We start from the raw sequence: 25,556 nt of genomic DNA, 5'->3' as shown, positions 1-25,556 counted from the left end.
TATTAATGCCATGTATTTAATCTTGTGCTTATAATATAATTAAAATTCAATATGTTAAATATAAAATTATATCAATGTATTAAGCTTCTATCACTTTATATTTCAGCTTTGTTGCTTTACCACCTCTTATATGCCTCTCAGCTTTATTTAAATCTAATATGCTTTTAGCTTCTTCTGCTATACATGGATTTATCTTAGGCAATCTTTCAGTCATATCTTTATGTATAGTACTTTTACTTACTCCAAATACTCTAGCTGTTTTCCTTATTGTTGCTCTAGAATCTATTATATATTGAGCAACTTCTAATACTCTTTCTTCAATATAATCCTTCATAAAAACCTCCTTAATAAATATTAATTATTTAATAGTCAGTCATAAAATGACTGACTATATTCATTTATTTATTATTCTACTTTTAGCTCATTTATATACTCTATTGGATTAATTGGCTCTTTAGATTTTTCCATATGAAATAATAAATATTCTTCAGATACCCTATCACTAGGATTATTTTGAATTGTATTTCCTATTTTTCCTAAAATACTTCCTTGAGTTACTTCATCCCCTACAGCCACTGCTAAATCTTCTGCTAAATTACCATAACTTGATATAAAGCCATCATTGTGTTGTACTACTACATAAAACCCTTCTTTTGAATCACCTTTTCCAGCATCTATAACTTTTCCATTTGCTATTGATTTAACATCAGTGCCGACTTTAGATTCAATATCCACTCCTTTATATACCACTGCTGATGTTTTTTCATCATTTAATCTTGGAGTAATATCGTAATTTCTTGTTACCACACCATTAGTTATAGGACTTATAAATAATTCACTAGGATTTGATGATGTTTGAACAGTATCATCATCTTCTGTCCCATCTACAACAGCAAATTCTTGTTTATCTTCGGCAGTTTTCTCTTCAACCAACTCAGCATCCTTATATTGTGTTTCTAGATTATTTTCGTTTTGTGCTATCTCCCTATTTTCTTTATTCTCTAAATTACTTGCCTGTTTATTGCTACCTTTCATACTGCTTCTTGTTGTTATTACTGCAGTAGTTCCAACAATACATAAGCATATAAACAATATTACGTAAAATGCCTTTCCTTTTAAAAAAGACTTTATATTTGATTTTTTTGTCATTAATAACACCTCCAATTTTATTATTTACCATTTTTTAAAAAATAATACATATTTTAATCTAACAAAAAAATAAAAAGATATTAGATAATAAATTTATCTAATATCTTTTCCAACAAGAAACATTTTAATCAACATGTATTTTAATTTTTATTCTAAATACACATCATTTATATTAATTACATCACTTCCTTGAAAATAATGTTTTATTATTTCTTTATAATTATTTCCGTTTTTAGCCATAGCATTAGCTCCCCATTGACTCATACCTACTCCATGACCATACCCTTTGCAATCTATAACTACATTATCTCCTTCAAAGTTTATAGTAAAATTAGCTGAATTCAATGCAAATATCTGCCTAAATTCAATTCCTGTTAATACATTATTTCCAATTTTTATTTCCTTTACAGTATCTCCAACATTTCTAGATAATATATTTATTGCACTTTCTAAATTATTTACACTCAAATCACTTCCACTTATATTATTTTTTATTATATTTATGAAATTAGTTTTTGTATAAGTTTTTTTACTTTCATATTTAGGAGCCTCTTCTTCCCCAGGACTTTCAACACTTTGTAAATATGGTATGTCTATGGAAAAAACACTTTCAGCTTCTTCCGTTTTTCCAGAACTTATTGCAAAGTATTGTGGATATTCTATAATAACTCCCTCATAAGAAACAATAAGATTTGCTGTTTTTTCTACTGCACTTTTTATTTTTTCATAATATTCATCAGCCTTACTTCCCCATTGCTTTTTTTTCTCTTCTGGATCTGTATATACTTGACAATGAGTACTATCACAAATATCTGCTTCTTCACTTTTAGAACAAGATTTTAACTTTTTACTAATTACATATGTCCTTGCAAGAATGCTTTGTGCCATTAAAGCTTCTTCATCAAATGCTGCTGGCATTTCACTTAAAACTACACCTAATACATACTCTTCTAAAGGTATACTTTTTATTTTCCCAGTATTGGTGATATAAACCTTTACCATTGTTAAATCTATACCAGTATCAACTAATTTTCTTTTATTCTGATTATCTTTAATGGTGTCATTGTCATTAGTTGTTATATCTTGAGAAACTGAATCTACATCCATTTTCTTTTTATTTTCCTCATCTTTTTTTGATAAACTACCAAATAAAACAGGTATTGTAAAAACAATAAAAAAAACTAATACAATTATCCCTATATCTATACAAATCGCTATATTTTTTCTCTTCACTTACCTCCCCCATCTCAAATATAGTTTACATATATATTTATATTCCTATTCCTCTTCTATATTACATATTTTATAATATAAAAAACTATGAAATATTAAATTCCATAGTTTTTTATATTATACAGCTATTCTACGTATATCGGCTCCTATACCTTTTAATTTATTTTCAATGTTAACATATCCTCTATCTATATGAAATACATCAGTTACTATACTTGTCCCTTCAGCAGCAAGACTTGCTAATACTAAAGCTGCCCCAGCTCTCAAATCTGTCGCTTGTACTTTACACCCTAATAATTTATCTACTCCTTCAACAAAAGCAGTTCGTCCTACAACTTTTATATGAGCTCCCATTCTTATAAGCTCGTCCACATTCATAAATCTATTTTCAAAAACCGTCTCTGTTATTATGCTACTTCCATTCACCAAACACAAAAGGCTCATCATTTGTGATTGCATATCAGTTGGAAATCCTGGGTATGGCATTGTTTTTATATCAACAGCTCTAAGCCTACTTTTTCCATTTACAATCGCACTATATCCATTATTCAAAAATACGAACTCTACACCGCATTCCTTTAATTTTTCTATAAGAGGTCTACAATAATCTTCGTTAACTCCATTTATCCTTATAGTTGAACCAGTTATTGCTGCTGCTATCATAAATGTTCCAGCCTCTATCCTGTCATATATAGGCGAATATTTTCCACCTTTTAAACTTTCCACTCCATCTATAGTTATTTTTCTTGTTCCTTGTCCATAAACCTTTCCTCCTAAAGCATTTAAAAAATTACCTAAATCAACTATTTCAGGCTCTTGTGCAGCGTTTTCTATTATTGTTGTTCCCTTTGCCAAAACTGCCGCCATCATTAAATTTTCTGTTGCTCCTACTGAAGGAAAATCTAAATATATTCTTTCTCCAATTAATCTTTTTGCTTTAGCTATTATTCCTCCATTTTTATCTATTGTTATTTCTGCACCTAAAGTTTTTAATCCTTTTAAATGTAAATCTATCGGTCTATTCCCTATGTTACACCCACCTGGTCTAGTAAGTCTAAATTCTCCATACTTAGATAACATAGGTCCCATTATAAGAAATGAAGCTCTCATTTTTCTAACCAAATCTTCATTTGGACATATCTTTAAAGAACTACCTTCTTTTATTTTTATAGTATTACACAATTTATTTATACTTATATTAAAACCTAGCTCCTCTATCACATTGCATAATGTAAATACATCATCAAGCATTGGTGCATTTATTATTGTAACCTCTTCTGTTGCTAATAATGATGCAGCTATTATTGGCAATACTGAATTTTTAGCAGCACTTATATTTACTTCTCCTTTTAATTTTCTTTGTCCATTTATTATTAAATTATCCATGTTATCCTCCATTAATTAATATTTAATATGTTATAAATATAATAGGAGACCCCATAATCAAATATGTGCCATCATCATAGTTCATAATGGAGTAATTAATCTTTAATGTTTTTTGAACTGTAAATATTCCTGTCAACCCATTTTCTAACGAAACATTACTCTTATTTTTAATATTATAACAATCTAATATATTAAATAATCTATCCTCTAATTCATATTTGTATTGTTTTTTTACCTTTCCTTTTATAAATGTGTAATAATTTAGATTTGATATATTATTTAAATTTCTACATTTCAATTTTATTTCACTTATATTAATTAATTTTTGTTTATCTATAATTTCCATTTCTGCAGTATATTCATTCACATCTTTTGCTATTAAAATCTTTGTAGATGCTTTATTCGTTTCTTCTTCAAAACTAAAGTTATCACCCATGTTTTCATCTATTTTCAAAGTATTATTAAAATAAGATATGTTCAAATCACTTATTTGTTGTAAAATTTCTCTTATATCACTTTTAGTTTTATAGCTAATTTTTATCCCACTTTCACAAAAGTCTACCACATTGTGTACCTTTATATATATATCATCTTCATCATATACATAACTTCCTTTTATACATAAAGAAAACATAAAAATTATTAAAGTAAAACATAATTTTTTCATAAACTCCCCCACTTTCGTTATAATTATGGTCAGGAGAGCAATATAATATTCTACTAGTTTTACTTATATTGTATAAATATTTTTATATTATCAATATATACAGTTTCAATACAAATTGTTCTAAAATAATATTTTTTACAACAAAAAGTCTGTAGAATAATATATTCTACAGACTTCTCTTATTCTTCTTCTATTTTAGCTTCCACAGTTTCTATTCTAGCAAAAGCTCTTACTAAAGCTATTTCTGCTCTTTTAACATCAATATCTTTATCCCTATTTGAAAGCCTACTTTCAGCTCTTTCTTTTGCTTCCTTAGCTCTGCTCACATCTATATCCTTTGGCCATTCAGCTGCATCCACACAAAGCATTGCTTGATTTTTACTAACCTTTAATAATCCACTGGAAACAAATAATTTACTTATCTTACCTTTATCATCTTTGATTATTGCTGTGCTTGGAACTATTACAATCAATGATGACTCATATTCTGGTAAAATTTCAAACTGTCCCTTTTGACTTTCGCATGAAAATCTCATTACATCTTGATTAAATACTTCTTTTTCAGGAGTAATAATTGTTAATTTAAAAGTCGTACTCATTAATAATCACTCCTATACTATTTGGCTAAACTTTTAGCTTTTTCAACTGCTTCATCTATATTACCTACAAATAAAAATGCAGCTTCTGGTAAGTCGTCGTGTTTACCTTCTAATATTTCCTTAAATCCTCTTATAGTTTCTTTTACAGGTACATATCTTCCTTTCATACCTGTAAATTGTTCACCAATTGTAAATGGTTGAGATAAAAATCTTTGTATTTTTCTTGCTCTACTAACTATTATTTTATCTTCATCAGCTAATTCATCTACACCCAAAATAGCTATAATATCTTGAAGTTCTTTATATCTTTCTAGAATGTGTTTAACTCTTGATGCAACATCATAATGTTCTTTACCTACTACCTTAGGATCAAGTATTCTTGATGTAGAATCTAATGGGTCAACAGCTGGGTATATTCCAAGTTCAACAATACTTCTTGATAAAACTGTTGTAGCATCAAGGTGAGTAAATGTTGTAGCTGGAGCTGGGTCAGTTAAGTCATCTGCAGGAACATATACTGCTTGAACTGATGTTATTGATCCTGTAGTTGTAGATGTTATTCTCTCTTGAAGCGCACCCATTTCAGTAGCTAATGTTGGTTGATATCCAACGGCTGAAGGTATTCTTCCAAGAAGCGCTGAAACTTCTGAACCAGCTTGTGAAAATCTAAATATATTATCTATAAACAATAATACATCTTGCCCTTTATCTCTAAAATATTCAGCCATAGTAAGTCCTGTTAAAGCAACTCTCATTCTTGCTCCAGGTGGTTCATTCATTTGACCAAATACCAAAGCTGTTTTATTTAAAACTCCTGATTCTTTCATTTCATAATATAGGTCATTACCTTCTCTTGATCTTTCTCCGACCCCTGTAAATACTGAAAGTCCTCCATGTTGCTTTGCTATATTATTTATAAGTTCTTGTATAAGAACTGTTTTTCCTACACCTGCACCACCAAATAATCCTATTTTTCCACCTCTTTGATATGGAGCAATAAGGTCTATAACTTTTATTCCTGTTTCAAACATTTGTGGTGATACTGTTTGTTCTTCAAAACTTGGAGCTGCTCTATGTATAGGGTAATAAGTTTCTGATTTTACTTCACCTTCATACTCAAAGTCTAAAGGCTTTCCTAAAACATTAAATATTCTACCTAAAACAGGTTCACCTACTGGAACTGATATAGGTACTCCCATATCTATAGCTTCAGCCCCTCTTTTTAACCCTTCTGTTGCTTCCATAGCTATAGTTCTTACTATATCATCACCTATATGCTGCTCAACTTCACAAACAAGTGTTTTTTCTCCTTCTAATTTTACATGAATAGCGTTATAAATATTAGGAAGTGATTCGTTATTAAACTTTATATCTACAACTGGTCCTATTACTTGAACTACTTTACCTACATTCTTAGTCATACTCTGTACCTCCTTATCCTTGTGCTTCTGAACCTCCAACTATTTCGGAAATTTCTTGTGTTATAGCAAATTGTCTTATTTTGTTATATTCTATCTTTAAGCTATCTAAAATATCTTGAGCATTTTTACTTGCTCCATCCATAGCTTGCATTCTTGCACTTTGTTCACTAGTTCTTGACTGACAAAAAGCATACATCATATTTGATATCATATATGAGCCCATAATAGCCTCTAATACCTCATCTTCTTTGCATTCAACACTATACAAATCTGAATTTTCTTTATTATCTGGTATTTCTATTGGTAATAATTTTTGTTCAATTGTTTCTTGAACTATTGATGAAACAAATTTTGTGTAAACTATTATAACTTCTCCAAAATTACCATTCTTAAATTCTGTTAAAGCTTTTTTACATATCATAGATGCATCTTTAGTTGCAGGTTCCTCTGCTAAATCAACATACTCTGCTATAGTAGTATGATTAAATTTTTTAGCATAAGATAATCCTCTTCTACCAACTACTATAACTGATTGGCTTGTATCTCCATACTTTTCATTAAGATAACTTGCTGGATTTGAATTAAATCCTCCACATAGTCCAGAATCTGATGATATCAATATATATAATTTCTTATCGCTTCCGTTTCCCTTTATAAAAATATTATCAGATATATCGTCTAAAGACCCAACTAATTCTCTTGAAATTTGATTAAGATTACTAAAATAATATTCATTAGTCTTTAATCTTGCTTTAGCCTTTCTAAGTTTAGAGGTAGCAACTAATCCCATTGCCTTAGTAATTTTTTCAGTACTTGTTACACTTTTTATTCTTCTTTTTATATCTAAAAGTCCTGCTCCTGCCATCTGTTTCACCTCCATTTCTAAAATACTACATAGCCTCCTAAGAGACTATGCTTAAAATTTTCTATACTAAAAAAGTTTTCTTAAATTCAACTATTGCTTGTTCTAAAGATGATTTTATATCATCTGTTAAATTCTTTTGTTCCATAATATTTCTGCCGATTTCTCTATGATGAGTATCCATAAACTCTAAAAACTCTTTCTCAAAAGATTTTATAGCACTTACTTCTATATCTGTTAAGAAATCATTAACCACAGCATAAAGTATCATTATTTGCTTTTCTACATCCATAGGTGCATATTGATCTTGCTTTAATACTTCAACTACTCTTTTTCCTTTTTCAAGTCTACTTTGAGTATCTTTATCAAGGTCTGATCCAAACTGAGCAAAAGATGCTAATTCTCTATATTGAGCAAGTTCAAGTCTTAATGTACCAGATACTTGTTTCATCGCTTTTATTTGAGCATTACCACCAACTCTTGAAACTGAAATACCGGCATTAACAGCTGGTCTTTGTCCTGCATAAAATAGTTCAGATTCTAAGAATATTTGTCCATCTGTTATTGATATAACATTTGTTGGTATATAAGCAGATACGTCTCCTGCTAGAGTTTCTATTATTGGAAGTGCAGTTAATGAACCACCACCATTTTCCTCTGAAAGCTTAGCTGCTCTTTCTAAAAGTCTTGAATGTATGTAGAATACATCTCCTGGATACGCCTCTCTACCTGGTGCTCTTCTTAATAATAAGGACATAGTTCTATAAGCTACAGCATGTTTTGATAAATCATCATAAATTATAAGAACATCTTTCCCTTTATTCATGAAATATTCACCTATAGTACACCCTGCATATGGTGCAATATATTGAAGTGGCGCAGATTGTGACGCAGTAGCCTCTACTATTATTGAATAATCCATAGCTCCTACTTCTGTTAACGTATTAACTATATTAGCTACTGTTGATTGTTTTTGTCCTATTGCAACATATATACAAATAACATCTTTTCCTTTTTGGTTAATTATTGTATCTATTGCTATCGCAGTTTTTCCTGTTTGTCTATCTCCAATTATTAATTCTCTTTGTCCTCTACCAATTGGTATCATTGAATCTATAGCTTTAATACCTGTTTGTAGAGGTTCATTAACTGAACTTCTCTCTAGTATAGTACGTGCAGGTACTTCTATTGGTCTATATCCATCTGTTATTATAGGACCATTTCCATCAACTGGTTGACCTAAAGAATTTATAACTCTACCTATTAGGTTATCGCCTACAGGAACTTCCACAACTCTTCCTGTACTTTTTACTATGTCTCCTTCTTTGATTCCTTTTTCAGAGCCTAATAAAACACATCCTACATTATCTTTTTCTAGGTTAAGCGCCATACCATACACTTCATTAGGAAACTCTAGAAGTTCTCCTTCCATACAGTTTTGTAAACCGTAAACTGTAGCAACTCCATCACCTATTTGAATTATAGTTCCTGAATCAACAGTTTTTAATTCATTTTCATATTTCTTTATCTCATCTTTAATTATAGAAGTTATTTCTTCTGGTTTAATGTGCATAGTTTCACCTCTATTCATTGTTAAGAACTTGTGACTTTATTTGTTGTAATTGTGATTTAACACTACCATCTATCACTTCATCTCCTACCACAACATAAAGTCCACCAATTATACTTTTATCAATTTCCTGTTTCAATATTATTTTTTTATTAAATTTCTTCTCAAGATTTTCTGTTAATTTATTAGCTTGATATTCACTTAATGGTATAACACTTTTTACTTGAGCTATTATCATGTTTTGTTTTTCTAAGTAGATTTTCTCTAACTGAACAACTTTTTCTTTTAAAAAGCCTATTCTATCTTTTTCAATTAACAACAAAAGAAAATTTAATAACTCGTCATCAATTTTTCCTTGGAAAGCTTTTTTAAATGTCTTCTTCTTATCAGAAGTGCTTATTTGTGGATGTACTATAATTTTATAAAAGTCCTCGTTCCCATATAAAACATCACAAATATCTTTTAAATCTTCAATATATCTATCAACCGCATTTTTGGATTGTGCAATTTCATAAATAGCCAAAGCATATCTTCTATCTAAAAATTCATACATATACTAGATACCTACCTTACTTATAAATTCATCTATAAGTTGTCTATGCTTTTCTTCATCTATAACTTCATTTAAAATTTTAGATGACATCATTAAAGCTAATTGAACAGTTTGTTGTTTTAACTCTTGTTCTGCTTTATCTCTTTCTTTTACCATTTCTGCTTTAGCTTTTTCAATTACTGAATTAGCATCCTTTTGTGCATTATCAATAATTTCTTCATATAACTTATCAGCTTTTCTTTTTTGTTCTTCAGTAATTTTCTTACCTTCTTCTTTAGCTGACTTTAATAAATTTTCATTATCTATTCTTAGCTTTCTAGCCTTTTCAGCATTTTCATCAGCTTCTCTTATTTGAGCTGTTATATCCTCTTGTCTCTTCTTAAGTAAGTCTTTAACTTTATTAAAGAAGAAATGTTTTAAGATAGCAACTAAAATTATGAAGTTAATGATTGTAGCCAAGACTGTAAACCAATCTATTGTCATATATACTCTGCCTCCCTCCGGAGTAAATTAATATTAATTCCTATTATTTTTTCTTCAAATATTACTATTTTACAAATAATAATATTATTGCTATAACTAATCCATATATAGCTGTTGCTTCTGTAAGACCCGCTCCTAATATAAACATACTTTGTATTTTACTTTCTAATTCTGGTCTTCTAGCTAAAGCATCAACCGCACCTTCAGCTGCTATACCAATACCAATACCTGCTCCAAGAGCACATACTATTGCAACACCTGCTCCTAATATCGCCATATCTGTCATAAGTGAATCCTCCTAACTACTCTTTATAAAATTTAATTATTTTACAAATAAAATTATAATCGCTATAACCAATCCATATATTGAGGTTGCTCCTGCAAGGCCAGTTGCCATTATAAAGGTTGCATTAATTTTACTACCCAATTCAGGATTTCTTTTTGCCATTGCTCTAGCTTCTGCAGCTCCTTCAACAGCTATTCCTGTTCCTATTCCTCCGCCAATTGCAGATGCTACCGCAATACCAGCACCCAATATTGCCATTCCTGAAATCATAAAAAAACCTCCTATTACATATTCGTAAAGCGTTTTATGTATTAACTATTTAACAAATAATATTATAATAGCTACTACTAACCCATAAATTGCTGTAGCACCACAAAGACCTGTTGCCATTATAAATATAGAGTTTATTTTGTTTGCCATCTCTGGTTGTTTTGCCATTGCTTTTATTGAAGCTCTAGTAGCAATACCAGTTCCAACACCGCCTCCAATACAAGCTAAACATGCAATACCTGCTGCTAATAAACTTAAATCCATGTAAATTACCTCCTAAAAAAATTAATTCTAATGTTCAGCTTGTAATTTCATATACATAACTGTTAACATTACAAATATTATAGTTTGGATTATACCATCAAAAGCATCAAAGAATAAATGCACTGGTATAGGTATAACTAATTGACAAGCCCAATTTAGACTATTTAATCCTGAATAAACTAATCCTACCACTATTGCTGCTGCTAACATATTTCCAAATAAACGTAAGCATAAAGACAATGGTAAGATGAATAATTCCATTAAATTTAATAATATCATTGGAACATAAGGTCTAGCATATCCTTTAAAATATTCTTTTACCCCATTTTTTTTGATAGCATTTCCATGCATTATACAAAAAGTAATTATTGTAAACCCTGCTGTTACACTTAAATTACTAGTTGCTTCTGAAAATCCAAGCATACCTGATGTATCTAATATAAATAACATCATAAACATTGTTCCTAAAACAGGAATAAAATTAGAATATTCTTCTCCAACATTATCAACAACAAGACCTTCTAAGAATGAATAAAGCATTTCTATTAATGTTTGTATCTTGCTTGGGTTTCTAGTACTCATTTTTCTAGTTAATAAAATTGAAGCTATTATTAGAAATATCATAGTTGCCCATTCATATATAATAGGCGCTATAATTTTAATTCCTGCTATATTCACAGTAAAATTAGGCGCAAAAACATTCATAAATATTTTCCTCCTTTCCTTAAAATTTAAAAAATAATTATATTGAAGCATTTTTAACCATATTCAAATTTTTTGAATATAAGCTGTTTAATTACTTGTTTATATTATAAATCCTATATTACCATTAATAAAATTTCATATTTGGTCGTATTTTGTCTTTTTTTAACCTTTACTAAGATTTTAGTTGTATATTTTCTATTTTATTCGACATACCTTTTGTTTATTCTTATTTTCTTATTTTTTGATTTATAATATTAAATTACAATCATTATTCAGAATATTTTTTATATTAGTGATATCATTTTCATTACCGAATTCTTTTTTCATTCAAATGATAATATTAATATATTCCCTACTATTGTCACATAATAATTGAATAATGTTTGTATAATTATTTCAATATTTTTTTAATATTTTTAAATAAATATTATTACTTAGATTAAATTTATACTTTTTTCACCAAATAATAATTATTAATATTATATTTTTAAATACAATTAAATAATTTTATTTTTATTATACATTTTTTTATTATAAAGTTGATTTTTTTCATATTATCTTTGTATGCCTTATTAGTATGCCTAGCTATTATTTCTTTATACTTGCATAATATTATTTATTTTCTAAAAAAACAATATATTTTATACTAATTTACTATATTTTTTTTATTTTTTTAAACAATATATTATCAAAACTTCTAAATATTTTATCATTAAATATTTTAATGGTACAAGTAAAAATCATATATTAAATATTTAATATTTAGAATTAATTATTTATCTCACTTGCATTTTTTTGTATTTTTATTACATTTAAGATTAATTATAGCTATCTATTGCTCTATAATTTATTAAAAAATAATTTTTTGTTAACTTTCAATAAACAAAAAAGTTCTCTTACGATTATTATTTTAATTATATTAAAATAATAATCTGAGAACTTTAAAACATTTTATTTACTTCCAAATTCTTTTATATTGCATTGTTTTCCAAAATAATTCAATATAAAATCTACAATTCGTTTTGAAGCCATACCATCACCATAAGGATTTATAGCTCTACTCATTTTATTATAATATTCTTCATTATTTATAAGTAAATTTGCTTCTTTAATTATTCTTTCCTTATCTGTTCCTACTAATTTTACTGTTCCAGCTTCTACAGCTTCTGGTCTTTCAGTTACATCTCGTAAAACCAAAACAGGCTTTCCAAGATGTGGTGCTTCCTCTTGAAGACCACCTGAATCACTCATAATCATAAAACATCTATTCATCAAATTATGAGTTTCCTTAGTATCTAAAGGAGGTAATAAATGTATTCTTTCCCTACCTTCTAACTTTCCATAAACCATATCTCTAACAACAGGGTTTAAGTGTACAAGATATATAAGTTCAACATCTTCATTATTATCTACAATATTTATTAATGCCTCACATATGTTATCTATTCCTTCACCCCAGTTTTCTCTTCTATGAGCGGTTATCATTATCACTTTTTTACTTTTAAAATCTATATAATTTAATTCATCACTTTCAAAAGTATAATTTTCATCTACAGTATGCTCCATAGCATCTATTACAGTATTACCTGTTATTTTTATAATACTTTCATCTATTCCCTCTCTTAAAAGATTTCTTTTTGAACTTTTAGTAGGTGCAAAATGTAAATCAGCCAAAGCTCCTGTTAACTTTCTATTCATCTCTTCAGGAAATGGAAAATATTTATCAAAAGTTCTAAGTCCAGCTTCAACATGGCCTATTTTTATTTGTTGATAAAATGCTGCTAAACTCCCTGCAAAAGTAGTTGTTGTATCTCCGTGTACTAAAATCATATCTGGTTTTTCCTCAACAAATACCTCTTCCAACCCTTCTAAAACCTTTGTAGTTATTCCAGTCAAACTTTGACGGGTTTTCATTATATTTAAATCATATTCAGGCTTTATATCAAAAAGATTTAAAACTTGATCTAACATTTCTCTATGCTGTGCCGTTACACAGACCTTTGATTCTATTTCTTCTCTGCTCTCTAGTTCTTTAACTAAAGGTGCCATTTTTATGGCTTCTGGTCTAGTTCCAAAGATAGTTAATACCTTTATTTTATTCATAAAAAGTCCTCCACACTACTTAGTTCCAAACAATCTATCTCCTGCATCTCCAAGCCCTGGTACAATATATCCATGTTCATTTAATTTTTCATCTATTGAAGCTATATAAATATCTATATCTGGATGCATTTCTTTTACTGTATTTATTCCCTCAGGAGATGCTATTAAGCACATTAATCTTATTTTACTAGCTCCTCTTTTCTTTAAAAGCGTTATTGCATCTGCAGCTGATCCACCTGTTGCAAGCATTGGATCTACAACTATTACATCTCTTTGAGCTATATCTTGAGGTAATTTACAAAAGTATTCAACAGGTTTTAAAGTTTCCTCATCTCTATAAAGCCCTATATGACCTATTTTAGCTGCTGGTATTAAATTTATAATTCCATTTACCATACCAAGTCCAGCCCTTAATATAGGTACAACAGCAACCTTTTTCCCTGCTAATACACAACATTTTATCTTACATATAGGAGTTTCTATCTCAACTTCTTTAGTTTGAAGATCTCGTGTAGCCTCATATGCCATAAGCATTGAAACTTCTTCCACCAATTCTCTAAAATTTTTAGCTCCTGTATTTTTATCTCTAATCATAGATAATTTATGCGATATAAGTGGATGCTTTATTTCTGTAACTTTACCCATTTTTACCCTCCTAAAAATCAAATTATTTATTGTACTTTTTTTCTATGTCTGCTATTTTGTCTATTCTTCTTTGATGTCTTTCACCTTGAAAAGTTGAATCTAAGAAAGTATCAACTATATCTAAAGCTAATCCTGTTCCAACTACTCTTTCACCTAAAGTTAATATATTTGCATTATTATGTTCTCTAGTTGCATGTGCACTAAAAGTATCGTGACATAAAGCTGCTCTTATCCCAGGAATTTTATTAGCAGCAATAGATACACCTATTCCAGTACCACAAACTAGTATACCAAAATCAAATTCTTTTTCTACAACTTTTTCTCCAACCGCTTTGGCTATATCTGGATAATCACATGATTCTGATGTATATGTTCCAAAATCTTTTATTTCTATATTTTTAGAATTTAAATGCTTAATTATTTCATTTTTTAAATTTAATCCCCCATGGTCACAACCTACTGCTATTTTCATATTAATACACCTCTTTTATATTATTTTTACAATATCAAATCCACAAGCCTTTTTAAGTCTATTCATTATAGCAACTCCTAATCCTTCTTCCATAAAAGCTTCACTTATTATTATATCTACATGCTTATCATCAAATTCTCTTAAAGTTGAAAATAAACTTTTAGCAATTGTGGATACATCATTTCTTGTTCCTAAAGATAAAACCAAACCTTCTTTATACTCGTTTCTTGTTTCATCAGTTGCCATAACTCCAACTCTTAGACCTTTTTCTATGTAATTATGCACCATTTCATTAATTTTTTCAACACATTTATCTAAGTTCCCATCTACAACCCTGACTCTTGCTTTTGGAGAATAATGTGTATACTTCATACCTGGAGCTTTAGGTTTTATATTAGCATCTTTTCCTATTATTCCTTTATCCATATATATATCTTGACATACCTCTTTTAACATCTCCAAAGTAATTCCACCAGGTCTTAAAACACATGGAGGATATACACTTACATCAACTATTGTGGACTCAACCCCAACCTCACTTTCATTACATCCTAATATATAATCAACTCTTCCATCTAAATCTTCAATGCATCTCTTAACATCTGTTGGACTAGGTCTTCCTGAAATATTAGCAGATGGTGCTGCAATTGCAACATTTGATTTTTTTATAAACTCCCTAGCTACTTCATCACTTGGCATTCTTATCCCTATTGTGCTTAAATTAGCGGATGTAACATCTGGTATCAAATTATTTTTTTCAACTATTAAGGTCATTGGTCCTGGCCAGAACTTATCCGCTAAATCTTTAGCTATCTTTGAAACATTTTTTCCATACTTATATAAATCATCTTTATCTGCTATATGTATTATAAGAGGATTATCTTGAGGTCTACCTTTAGCTATAAATATTTTTTTTACAGCCTCACTATCTAAAGCATTAGCACCAAGACCATAAACAGTTTCAGTTGGAAAAACTACAAGCCCCCCATCTTTTATAACATTAGCTGCTTCATCTATAAAAATTTTATCTTTTTCTAATTTTTTTATAATGTTAATCTTAGTTTTCATTATTAAATCTCCTTATTTAAATTTAAAAGCCTAGTTTTAAAGCCTTACATATATATGTAAGGCTTTAGTATGTTAAAAGTCTGTATTTCCCATTTGTTCCATTTTCTTCGCTTGGTCTTCAGTTATTAATGCATTTATAATTTCGTCTATATCTCCATCCATAAATGTATCTAACTTATAAAGAGTTAATCCTATTCTATGATCTGTAACTCTTCCTTGAGGATAATTATAAGTTCTGATTCTTTCACTTCTATCCCCAGTACCTACTTGACTCTTTCTATCTTCTGCTATTCCAGCAAGTCTTTCAGCTTCTGCTTTTTCATAAAGTCTTGCTCTTAAGATTTTCATAGCTTTTTCTTTATTTTTAAGTTGTGATTTTTCATCTTGGCAAGAAACAACTTCTCCAGTTGGTACGTGAGTTATTCTAACCGCAGAATCTGTAGTATTAACGCATTGTCCTCCATTACCTGAAGCTCTAAACACGTCTATTCTCAAATCTTTCTCATTTATTTCAACTTCTACATCATCAACTTCTGGAAGCACTGCAACAGTGGCTGTTGATGTATGTATTCTTCCTGAACTTTCTGTATCTGGAACTCTTTGAACTCTATGTGCTCCACTTTCGTACTTAAGCTTTGAATAAGCACCTTCACCTCTTATCATAAATACGACTTCTTTAAAACCTCCAATATCAGTTTCATTAGAACTCATAAGTTCAACCTTCCATCTGTTCTTTTCAGCATATTTTGTATACATTCTAAAAAGATTAGCAGCAAATAAAGCAGCTTCATCTCCACCTGCTCCACCTCTAATTTCAACAAAAACATTTTTATCATCATTAGGATCTTTAGGAAGTAGCAGAATTTGAATTTCAGATTCTAAACTTTCTTTTTTCTCTGATAATTCTTTTATTTCAACATTTATCATTTCTCTCATTTCAGAATCTGATTCTTCACTTAACATTTCTTTATTAGCTTCTAAGTCATCTATAGTTTCTTTATATTCTTTATACTTATTAACTATTATCTCTAAATCAGCATGCTCTTTACATAATCTTCTCCATTCATTTTGATTGGCCATTATGCTAGGATCACTTATTTTAACGGAAAGTTCATCATACTTGTTTTCAATAAAGTTTAATCTATCTAGTATCATTTATTTATCACTCCGCAACTCATATTTTCACATTCAGTTATTATAACATAATATTATAATTTTTATCAAGACTTAACACACTCTATTACTTTAAAATTCTTTATTATAATCTACCAATAACAACTCTATTAAGTCCTGATAAATCGTTTATAACTCTTATATCTTTATATCCTTCATTTTGCATTAACAATTTTACATCTTCACCTTGATCAAAACCTATTTCAAAAGCTAATATTCCATTTTTTCTTAAAACACATTTACTATCATTTATTATTTTTCTATAAAAATCAAGCCCATCTACTCCACCATTTAATGCTATATGAGGTTCATAATTTTTAACATCATCCATAAGCGTTTCTATGACTTCTTCCCTTATATATGGAGGATTAGACACAATTATATCATATACCTTTTCATTATTTATGGCTTCATTTAAAAGATCGCTTTTTATAAATGTGCATCTTTCCTCAACTTCTAAGTTTTTAATATTTGTTTTTGTAACTCTCTCTGGAATACTTTCAACATCTATTAAATCAACTAATATTTCGTTCCTATAATGAGCTAGAGAAATTCCTATTGCTCCACTTCCACAACACAAATCGCATACCTTTAAAGTATTATTTTTATCTATATTTTTTAAAACTTCTTCCACTAATATTTCAGTATCTCCCCTAGGAACTAAAACCCCTTCTTCTACATAAAAATCAAGTCCCATAAACTCGCACTTTTTTAAAATATATTGCATAGGCATTCTTCTTTTTCTTTTTTCTAAAAGTTCCATGAATTTTTTTTCTTTATATTTAGGTACTTTTTCATTTTTATTCATTAAAAGATAAAGTTTATCCTGTTTTAAAATTTCACCCAACAAAAGATTACTATCTAAAATATAAGTATCAATTTCTTCTTTCTTTAAAACTTCTTTAGAAATATTTAATAATTCTTCTATCGTTTTTTCACGCTCTTTTATTCCTTCTGCTTTTTTTAATGCCATAATCGCCACCTCTATTTGCTCATTATTTGGTTCTCTTGTTGTAAGCACTTGCAACTTCAAACCAGGATATGATATTATTTTTGCTAATATACTATTTGATTTCCCTATCCATTTTACAATTTCATAAGATACCCCAACAACTAATGGTAAACAAATCAATCTTACCACAATAGGCATTATTAAAGAATTCCAACTAATAAATGATAATAAAAAAACATTAACCATAATTGCTATAAATAAAAAATTAGTTCCACATCTTGGATGAAACCTCGAACATTTTTTTACATTATCAATAGTTAATTCTTCTTCGCTTTCATAACATCTAATAGTTTTATGCTCTGCACCATGATACTCAAATAATTTTTTTATCTCTTTAGTTTTGCCAATCAAATACATATATATAAGTATAATAGATATACTTACAAGTGCTTCTATGAAATTTAATATAAATTTAGGTACTCCAAAAAATCCTATAAAATCTGTTATTAAAACAGGTCCAACTATAAAAATCCCTATAGAAATCAATAATGAAATAAAAATTGCTAATCCCCAAAATATATCATTAGTTTTTTTACCTAATTTCTTATTCAACCATAATTCAAATTTTGATGGTTCATTTTCTTCAAGATTTTTAGACGACGTATCTAATTCTTTCATTCCTGAAGTTAATGAATTAAAAAGTATAACTACTCCTCTTATTATAGGTATACATAAAATTTTTCTTTTTTTCTCAGTAAATTTTGTTCTTTTAAATCTTACACTTATTCTACCATTTGGTTGTCTAATCGCTGTTGCTACACCAAACTTTCCCCTCATCATTACACCATCTGATACTGCTTGACCACCAACTTCAGTTTTTCTCATAAACAACCCCATCCTCTTACATCTTTTTAAGATTGTGATTTATATTTAAAATAACATTGTCCACATAATGCTTCATATTCAATATTATCTAACATATCAATAGCTACTTGCTCTCCCTCAAATATAAAGTTTCCATTTATCATTCTAGCATTCAAAATAGCTTTTCTTCCACACTTGCATATAGTTTTCATTTCTTCAATGCTATGTGCTAATAATAGTAATCTTTCACTACCCTCAAAACCATTCATTTTAAAATCTGTTCTAAGACCATAACAAATAACAGGTATATCCTTAGTTACAGCTATTTCAAAAAGTTCATCTATATGATGCTTTAAAAGAAATTGTACCTCATCTACAATTATACAATCTATTTTTTTACTTTTTTTTAAATAATCCTCTATTATTTCTAAGATATTATCTTCTTTATTTATTAAAAAATCAACTTCCCTGTCAACTCCTAATCTAGAAACTACTTTGTTTCCACCTTTTTTATCAACATCTGGTTTTAATATTACAATATGCATTCCTCTTTCTTCATAGTTATGTGCAACTTGCATTAAATGCGTTGATTTTCCTGAATTCATCGCACCATATCTAAAATATAATTTACTCATAAAAAACTCCTCAAAGATTATTTTGTCACCTTTTGATTATATATTAAATTATAGTTATTTTAAACTATTGACGATTAAAATTCATCGTGTTATACTTGTTACTAGTTGTTTATCAACATTTATAATCCGAAAGAGGTGAATAAAGATGAGAGAAGGCATACATCCAGAATACCATCACGATGCTGTGGTTAAGTGTGCATGTGGAAATACTTTTACTACTGGTTCTGTTAAATCTGAACTTAAAGTTGAAATATGCTCAAAATGCCACCCATTCTTTACTGGAAAACAAAAAATTGTTGATGTTGGCGGAAGAGTTGACAAGTTTAACAAAAGATTTAACCTTAATAAATAATTGGGTAATGGGAAAGTTTATCTTTCCCCTTTTTTTATTTATGCATAAAAAAGACATTAATAAAACATTAATGTCTTTTTTAATTTATTTATTATCATTGATATTTTTTAAGTACATATCTATAAATTCTTTATTATTTTTTGTTTTTGATAATATTCCTATTAAATTTTCTGTTATAGAATCTATATTGCTTTCTTTATACAAGCTTCTTCTTAAAGCATACGCAACTTCTCTTTCATTTTCATCTAGTAGTAAATCTTCTTTTCTAGTTCCTGATTTATAGATATCAATAGCTGGAAATATCCTTCTTTCTTGAAGCTTTCTATCTAAATGAACTTCCATATTCCCTGTTCCTTTAAATTCTTCAAAAATCATATCATCCATCCTGCTTCCAGTTTCAACTAATGCAGTAGATAAAATAGTTAAACTTCCACCTTCTTCTATATTTCTAGCTGCCCCAAAGAATTTTTTAGGCATGATTAAAGCTCCTGGATCCAATCCACCTGATAAAGTTCTACCAGTTGGAGTTATAGTTAAATTATATGCTCTTGATAATCTAGTTATCGAATCTAAAAGTATAACTACATCTCTGCCCTGTTCAACCATTCTCTTAGCTCTTTCTAAAACCATTTGAGCTACTTTTGCATGATTTTGTGGTTCTTCATCAAATGTTGAATATATTACTTCTCCATTTATACTTCTTTGCATATCAGTAACTTCTTCAGGTCTTTCATCTATAAGAAGCACTATAAGTTTAATGTCTGGATAATTTTTAGATATGTTTTGTGCAATTTTTTTAAGAAGTGATGTCTTACCAGCTTTAGGAGGTGCAACTATTACCCCTCTTTGCCCCTTTCCAATAGGGCATACTATGTCCATAAGTCTAGAACTTAAATCTTTTTCGTTATTAGTTTCAAGCCTTAACCTCTCATTTGGATATATAGGAACTAATGTTTCAAATCTCTTTCTTCCTATAGCTTTTTCTGGTCTATCTCCATTTACTTTCTCTACAAAAATAAGTGCTTTAAACTTTTCTCCTTCTTTAGGATATCTAACCTTTCCTTCTACTTCATCTCCAGTCCTTAAATTAAATCTTCTTATCTGTGCCGGAGATACATAAACATCCTCATCACTTGTTAAATAATTTCTACATCTTAAGAAACCAAAATTATTAGTATCTAATATTTCTAAAATTCCTTTTACACTATCTGATGATCTTAACATTTGCTTAAATTTTTCTTTTTTCTCTTCATTTACTTCATCTGATGTTTTTTCCGAACCATTTTCATTATTATTATCAACGATATCATGTTCTAAAACTTTAGGCGCTATTTTCTCTTTTAAGATAACACCATCTTTTTCTATCGCTTTAGGTGAATTTAATTTTATATCTTCTATTAATTCACTCTTTTTCTTTTTAGTAATATTTTTAATGCCAATTTCCTTAGCAATTTCTCTTAATTGTATTAATGTCATATCTTCATACGTTTTACCTAACAATAAGCACACCTCCAAAATATATATTTTTATGCTATAAAGTAAAATAGAATTTAAAAATGGAATTTAATTCAAGAAATGATATATGAAAAGTTTTAAATAAAAGCTTTCGATTCCTGCATCTAAAAATTTCAGGGATATTTTTATTATTTTCATATCTTTATATAAATAATCCCTATATCTTATATTATATATAAAATTATTTAAATTCAATGTTAAAATAAAAAAAAGATGCAGAATGAAAAAATTTCCGCATCTTTTTCATTAATTATTTGTTATTAAGAGCCGCTCCAACAAATTTTTTAAATAATGGATGAGGATTATTTGGTCTTGATTTCAATTCTGGATGATATTGAACTCCTACAAACCATGGATGATCTTTTATTTCAACACATTCAACTAATCTCTCATCAGGTGAAGTTCCTGATAATATTAAACCAGATTCTTCTAATTTAGCTCTATATTCATTATTGAACTCATATCTATGTCTATGTCTTTCATAAATTAAATTAGAATTATATGCATCTTTTATTAAAGTTTCTTCTTTAACTTTACATGGATAAAGACCAAGTCTCATTGTTCCACCTAAATCTTCTACATCTTTTTGTTCAGGCATTAAATCTATAACTGGATGCATTGTTTCAGGATTTAATTCAGATGAATTCGCATCTTCAAATCCGCAAACATTTCTAGCAAATTCTATAACTGCACATTGCATTCCTAAACATATTCCAAGGAATGGTTTTTTATTTTCTCTTGCCCATCTTATAGCTTCTATTTTTCCTTCTATTCCTCTATCACCAAAGCCACCTGGAACTAAAATTCCATCTACATCTCCTAAAAGTTCATCAGAATTTTCAATGCTTAAATCTTCTGAATTTATCCATTTTATCTCTACATTTGTATCATTAAATAACCCACCATGATTTAAAGCCTCAACTACTGATATATACGCATCATGTAGTTCTACATATTTTCCAACTAATGCTATTTTAGTGTTATGAGATAAGTGAGTTATTCTATGTACCATATCAATCCATTCACTATTATCTATATCTCTAAACGCAAGTTGCAATTTTTCACAAACAAGTCTATCTAAACCTTCTTTATGAAGCATTAATGGTACAGCATATAAATGCTCTGCATCTAAATTTTGTATTACAGAATTTCCATCTACATTGCAGAATAATCCTATTTTATTTTTAACATCTTGTGGAACTTCTTTTTCAGATCTACATACTATTATATCTGGTTGTATACCTATACTTCTTAATTCTTTTACTGAATGTTGTGTAGGTTTAGTTTTTAACTCTCCTGCTTTTCCTAAGAATGGAATTAAAGTTACATGAATGAAACAAACATTTTCTATTCCTACTTCATATTTTATTTGTCTTATAGCCTCTAAAAATGGTTGAGATTCTATATCTCCAACTGTTCCACCGATTTCTGTTATAACAACATCTACATCTCTCTCTTTCCCAACTCTATAAACTCTTTCTTTTATAGCGTTAGTTATATGTGGTATAACTTGTATTGTTCCCCCTAGGTATTCTCCTCTTCTTTCTTTTGATATTACTGACCAATAAACTTTACCAGCAGTAACATTTGAATTTTTAGTTAAGTTTTCATCAATAAATCTTTCGTAATGCCCTAAATCTAAATCTGTTTCTGCCCCATCATCAGTTACAAAAACCTCTCCATGTTGATATGGGCTCATAGTTCCTGGGTCAACATTTAAGTATGGGTCAAATTTTTGTATACTTACTTTAAATCCTCTGTTCTTTAACAATCTTCCTAAAGATGCTGCTGTTATTCCTTTTCCAAGTGATGATACAACACCGCCAGTTACAAATACGTATTTAGTCTTTTTCATGTGACTTTTCCTCCTAAATTTAATAAAAGATATTGACAACTTATATTTTAAACATTATAATTAAAATTAACTCCATTTAAAATGGGAGTATAATATATTAAACAACATAGATACGATTTTAGCACAAACTATATAACTATGTCTAGTAGTTTGTTATATTTTTTTATAATTTTTTTACCCACTATTTTTATAGTGGGCTTTATCATTTAATCATCTTTCATCTTTATATTTAATTTTAATTCTGTTTTTAGTGGTGCTTGTCCATCTGCTATTAATGAATAATTTACATATACATCTCCACCAAAATCATTAACATTTACTTTTAAATCTTTCGTTACTGTCTTAAACTCTAGAATTCCATATGGAGTTTCATATAAAATTATTGAATTATTATCTTTTTTAAATTCCATAACTGTTGAAACAGCGCCACTTCTTTTTAAAGTTAATATATCCTTTTCTATCTTTAAAACAGTTTCAGTTTCTCCAAGTCCTGTTTCCTCAGTTTCTTTGTAGACAATTTTATATATATCCTCTTCTTTACTAAAACTACCGAATGTAATGAGTTCAACCTTGTTATCCACATCATCCATCTGATAACTAGTAATAGTTATTAAAGCTTCTTTTTTCATAAATAATTATCACACCTCAATTTTACTTTATTTATTTATCTTATATTTTTTAACAAAATAAAATTTTATCTAGTTGTAGTTTAAAATTTCTATTTAAATAAGTCAAATATTTTTAAACTAAATTTCACATTTTTAGTTTCATCAACTATTACATCATTTCTTATTTTTTCAAATTCTTCATCTGTTAGAACCTCTTTCATAGACTCCTCGGTTTCATCATAACTAACTTGTCCCTTCGTAACATCTACAAAACATATAGGTGGAAACATAACACACCACCAATTCTCTCCAGATGCTTCTCCTATTAAAACTCTAAACGCTTCATATTCCCCTTGAGGAAGACTTATATTCCCATAAACTTTTTCTGGGAAATTCTCTCTTTTAAATTCTACCTTAACAGAGTAATTATAACCATTTTCATTTATGCATTCATTGGCAATTTTTATAATTTCATCTTCATTATTAGCTAATATTTCTCGTGATTCTTCTAAACTATTAGAATTTTCAAGCTTTGGAAATATGTATTCTATTATTTTATCCTTAACCTTTATTTTAAGTTGCTGATCTTCATTAGAATTACTATTTGCAAGAACATGAAACCTTATTATTTTGTTACTTATTGAATCTATTAAGTCATTATTTTTAACATTATCTATATAAGCATGTCCACATAAAGAACATATTAATATTACCAATACTGATATATATATAACTAGTTTTTTCATAAAAAAACACCCCCTAATATTTAAATTATTATCAAGAGATGCTTATTTTATTCATCTTATTATCTATTTATTGTGCGAGTTATAAAAATATCTTTAAATTTATACTTATTTTTAATACTTTCATATGCGTTTTGCGCTGTTAACATATCTTCAAAAAAACCAAATATAGTAGGACCACTACCACTCATCATAGCCCCTATAGCTGAATTTTTATTTAAATCTTCTTTTATTTCTTTTAATATCTTATGTTTCCCTAATGTAACATTTTCTAAAACATTCTTCATATTGTTGCATACACCATAAATGTCATCTTTTTTAATGCATTCTATTAATTGATTCGTTTTTACATGCTTATATATCTTATTTATATCCAAACTACCATAAACCTCTTTAGTTGGAACCCCAAAATTAGGCTTAATAACAACTAATATCTTATTTTCAAATTTATCTAAATATGTTATCTTTTCACCAATACCTTCGCAAAGAGCTGTCCCACCATTTATACAATAAGGAACATCAGCACCTATTTTAAGAGCTAAATCAGTTAACTCTTTATACGTTGCATCAACATTAAACATTTTATTCATTATACATAAAACAGTTGCTGCGTCTGTACTACCTCCTGCAAGTCCCGCTGCTACTGGTATATTTTTTTTTATTTTGATAATAACTCCATCTTTTATCTTATACTTATCTTTAAATAATTTTGCTGCTTTATATGCTAAATTTCTTTCGTCACAAGGCACATATTGCTTATTGCAATGTATTTTTATAGATTTATCATAATTTTTTATAATCTCTATCTCATCATATAAATCTATAGTCTGCATAATCATTTCTAACAAATGATATCCATCATCCCTTTTTCCTATTACATCTAATGATATATTTATTTTTGCATAGGCTTTCTTCCTCATTTTATCTTCCTCTCTTTAGTAATTAATAAGATTATATTATCTTATTAGCTAATATTTCAATGAAAATTATTAAATAGTTTGGGAAATTTTATTATTAATATTATATCATATAAACCATAATTTTCATTTTTATATATAAAAGGAATTATTATTTTAAGTAGCCATTTTAAAACTGAATCTATCTCTTTTTAAAATGGCTACTT

General features: G+C 28.5%; 28 protein-coding genes. 1 reads left to right on the top strand and 27 read right to left on the bottom strand.

Annotated features, from left to right (window positions below):
- Positions 1-79: 79 nt before the first annotated feature.
- The 22 genes from spoIIID to DR020_RS08325 form a co-directional block, all read right to left on the bottom strand.
- Entirely contained in the window at positions 80-334 is a 255-nt protein-coding gene (gene spoIIID / locus DR020_RS08430) for a sporulation transcriptional regulator SpoIIID (RefSeq protein ID WP_055259537.1), read from the bottom strand.
- A gap of 71 nt (positions 335-405) precedes the next feature.
- Positions 406-1,149, bottom strand: coding sequence for a M23 family metallopeptidase (locus DR020_RS08425; protein ID WP_055259538.1), 744 nt, complete (start codon positions 1,147-1,149; stop codon positions 406-408).
- A gap of 147 nt (positions 1,150-1,296) precedes the next feature.
- Positions 1,297-2,382, bottom strand: a complete 1,086-nt coding sequence (spoIID, locus tag DR020_RS08420) for a stage II sporulation protein D (protein ID WP_235865681.1) — start codon at positions 2,380-2,382, stop codon at positions 1,297-1,299.
- 117 nt (positions 2,383-2,499) lie between these two features.
- Positions 2,500-3,768 (bottom strand): UDP-N-acetylglucosamine 1-carboxyvinyltransferase, encoded by a 1,269-nt coding sequence (gene murA / locus DR020_RS08415; protein ID WP_055259540.1) that lies wholly within the window; start codon positions 3,766-3,768, stop codon positions 2,500-2,502.
- A gap of 22 nt (positions 3,769-3,790) precedes the next feature.
- Positions 3,791-4,435, bottom strand: a complete 645-nt coding sequence (locus DR020_RS08410; protein ID WP_112365711.1) for a hypothetical protein — start codon at positions 4,433-4,435, stop codon at positions 3,791-3,793.
- 179 nt (positions 4,436-4,614) lie between these two features.
- Positions 4,615-5,034, bottom strand: a complete 420-nt coding sequence (gene atpC, locus DR020_RS08405; protein WP_055259543.1) for an ATP synthase F1 subunit epsilon — start codon at positions 5,032-5,034, stop codon at positions 4,615-4,617.
- A gap of 17 nt (positions 5,035-5,051) precedes the next feature.
- Positions 5,052-6,455, bottom strand: a complete 1,404-nt coding sequence (gene atpD, locus DR020_RS08400) for a F0F1 ATP synthase subunit beta (RefSeq protein ID WP_055259544.1) — start codon at positions 6,453-6,455, stop codon at positions 5,052-5,054.
- A 13-nt stretch (positions 6,456-6,468) separates the two neighbouring features.
- Entirely contained in the window at positions 6,469-7,320 is an 852-nt protein-coding gene (gene atpG, locus DR020_RS08395) for an ATP synthase F1 subunit gamma (protein WP_055259546.1), read from the bottom strand.
- A 61-nt stretch (positions 7,321-7,381) separates the two neighbouring features.
- Positions 7,382-8,890, bottom strand: coding sequence for a F0F1 ATP synthase subunit alpha (atpA, locus tag DR020_RS08390; RefSeq protein WP_055259547.1), 1,509 nt, complete (start codon positions 8,888-8,890; stop codon positions 7,382-7,384).
- A 10-nt stretch (positions 8,891-8,900) separates the two neighbouring features.
- Positions 8,901-9,440, bottom strand: a complete 540-nt coding sequence (locus tag DR020_RS08385; RefSeq protein ID WP_055259549.1) for a F0F1 ATP synthase subunit delta — start codon at positions 9,438-9,440, stop codon at positions 8,901-8,903.
- Between the two features lie 3 nt (positions 9,441-9,443).
- Positions 9,444-9,923, bottom strand: coding sequence for a F0F1 ATP synthase subunit B (locus tag DR020_RS08380; RefSeq protein WP_055259551.1), 480 nt, complete (start codon positions 9,921-9,923; stop codon positions 9,444-9,446).
- Positions 9,924-9,987: 64 nt separating this feature from the next.
- Positions 9,988-10,209 carry an ATP synthase F0 subunit C gene (gene atpE, locus DR020_RS08375; RefSeq protein WP_055259553.1) on the bottom strand — a complete coding sequence of 74 codons (222 nt, stop codon included), beginning with the start codon at positions 10,207-10,209 and terminating at the stop codon, positions 9,988-9,990.
- 36 nt (positions 10,210-10,245) lie between these two features.
- Positions 10,246-10,479, bottom strand: a complete 234-nt coding sequence (locus tag DR020_RS08370; RefSeq protein ID WP_055259555.1) for an ATP synthase subunit c family protein — start codon at positions 10,477-10,479, stop codon at positions 10,246-10,248.
- 45 nt (positions 10,480-10,524) lie between these two features.
- Positions 10,525-10,743 (bottom strand): ATP synthase F0 subunit C, encoded by a 219-nt coding sequence (atpE, locus tag DR020_RS08365; RefSeq protein WP_055259556.1) that lies wholly within the window; start codon positions 10,741-10,743, stop codon positions 10,525-10,527.
- A gap of 27 nt (positions 10,744-10,770) precedes the next feature.
- On the bottom strand, positions 10,771-11,448 hold the full coding sequence (locus DR020_RS08360; protein ID WP_055259558.1) for a F0F1 ATP synthase subunit A: 678 nt from the start codon (positions 11,446-11,448) through the stop codon (positions 10,771-10,773).
- 951 nt (positions 11,449-12,399) lie between these two features.
- Positions 12,400-13,551, bottom strand: a complete 1,152-nt coding sequence (gene wecB / locus DR020_RS08355) for a non-hydrolyzing UDP-N-acetylglucosamine 2-epimerase (RefSeq protein WP_055259559.1) — start codon at positions 13,549-13,551, stop codon at positions 12,400-12,402.
- A 15-nt stretch (positions 13,552-13,566) separates the two neighbouring features.
- A complete protein-coding gene (gene upp, locus DR020_RS08350; protein WP_112365710.1) occupies positions 13,567-14,196 on the bottom strand; it encodes a uracil phosphoribosyltransferase in 630 nt (209 codons plus the stop codon).
- A 22-nt stretch (positions 14,197-14,218) separates the two neighbouring features.
- Positions 14,219-14,668, bottom strand: a complete 450-nt coding sequence (rpiB, locus tag DR020_RS08345; protein WP_112365709.1) for a ribose 5-phosphate isomerase B — start codon at positions 14,666-14,668, stop codon at positions 14,219-14,221.
- 15 nt (positions 14,669-14,683) lie between these two features.
- Positions 14,684-15,736, bottom strand: a complete 1,053-nt coding sequence (locus DR020_RS08340; RefSeq protein WP_112365708.1) for an L-threonylcarbamoyladenylate synthase — start codon at positions 15,734-15,736, stop codon at positions 14,684-14,686.
- Between the two features lie 72 nt (positions 15,737-15,808).
- On the bottom strand, positions 15,809-16,891 hold the full coding sequence (prfA, locus tag DR020_RS08335; protein ID WP_055259566.1) for a peptide chain release factor 1: 1,083 nt from the start codon (positions 16,889-16,891) through the stop codon (positions 15,809-15,811).
- Positions 16,892-16,994: 103 nt separating this feature from the next.
- On the bottom strand, positions 16,995-18,746 hold the full coding sequence (prmC, locus tag DR020_RS08330; RefSeq protein WP_112365707.1) for a peptide chain release factor N(5)-glutamine methyltransferase: 1,752 nt from the start codon (positions 18,744-18,746) through the stop codon (positions 16,995-16,997).
- Between the two features lie 26 nt (positions 18,747-18,772).
- Entirely contained in the window at positions 18,773-19,360 is a 588-nt protein-coding gene (locus tag DR020_RS08325) for a thymidine kinase (RefSeq protein ID WP_055259570.1), read from the bottom strand.
- Positions 19,361-19,505: 145 nt separating this feature from the next.
- Between DR020_RS08325 and rpmE the strand changes: the two genes are divergently transcribed.
- On the top strand, positions 19,506-19,712 hold the full coding sequence (gene rpmE / locus DR020_RS08320; RefSeq protein WP_055259571.1) for a 50S ribosomal protein L31: 207 nt from the start codon (positions 19,506-19,508) through the stop codon (positions 19,710-19,712).
- An 84-nt stretch (positions 19,713-19,796) separates the two neighbouring features.
- Here rpmE and rho read toward each other — a convergent pair whose 3' ends face one another.
- From rho to ispE, 5 genes are all read right to left on the bottom strand, one after another.
- Positions 19,797-21,188: a transcription termination factor Rho gene (rho, locus tag DR020_RS08315; protein ID WP_055259631.1), complete on the bottom strand. Its 1,392-nt coding sequence runs from the start codon at positions 21,186-21,188 to the stop codon at positions 19,797-19,799.
- Positions 21,189-21,477: 289 nt separating this feature from the next.
- Entirely contained in the window at positions 21,478-23,082 is a 1,605-nt protein-coding gene (locus DR020_RS08310; protein WP_055259573.1) for a CTP synthase, read from the bottom strand.
- A gap of 206 nt (positions 23,083-23,288) precedes the next feature.
- The gene (locus DR020_RS08305; protein WP_055259575.1) at positions 23,289-23,711 is read right to left on the bottom strand and encodes a DUF1934 domain-containing protein; all 423 of its coding nucleotides are present in this window, start codon (positions 23,709-23,711) and stop codon (positions 23,289-23,291) included.
- An 89-nt stretch (positions 23,712-23,800) separates the two neighbouring features.
- The gene (gene spoIIR, locus DR020_RS08300; RefSeq protein WP_055259576.1) at positions 23,801-24,436 is read right to left on the bottom strand and encodes a stage II sporulation protein R; all 636 of its coding nucleotides are present in this window, start codon (positions 24,434-24,436) and stop codon (positions 23,801-23,803) included.
- A gap of 59 nt (positions 24,437-24,495) precedes the next feature.
- Positions 24,496-25,353 carry a 4-(cytidine 5'-diphospho)-2-C-methyl-D-erythritol kinase gene (gene ispE / locus DR020_RS08295; protein ID WP_112365705.1) on the bottom strand — a complete coding sequence of 286 codons (858 nt, stop codon included), beginning with the start codon at positions 25,351-25,353 and terminating at the stop codon, positions 24,496-24,498.
- Positions 25,354-25,556 lie beyond the last annotated feature (203 nt).

The organism is Sarcina ventriculi (assembly GCF_900456775.1).
Classification (GTDB): domain Bacteria; phylum Bacillota; class Clostridia; order Clostridiales; family Clostridiaceae; genus Sarcina; species Sarcina ventriculi.
The sequence above is the reverse complement of the archived record's forward strand: the minus strand, read 5'-3'. Positions and strand labels throughout refer to the sequence as shown.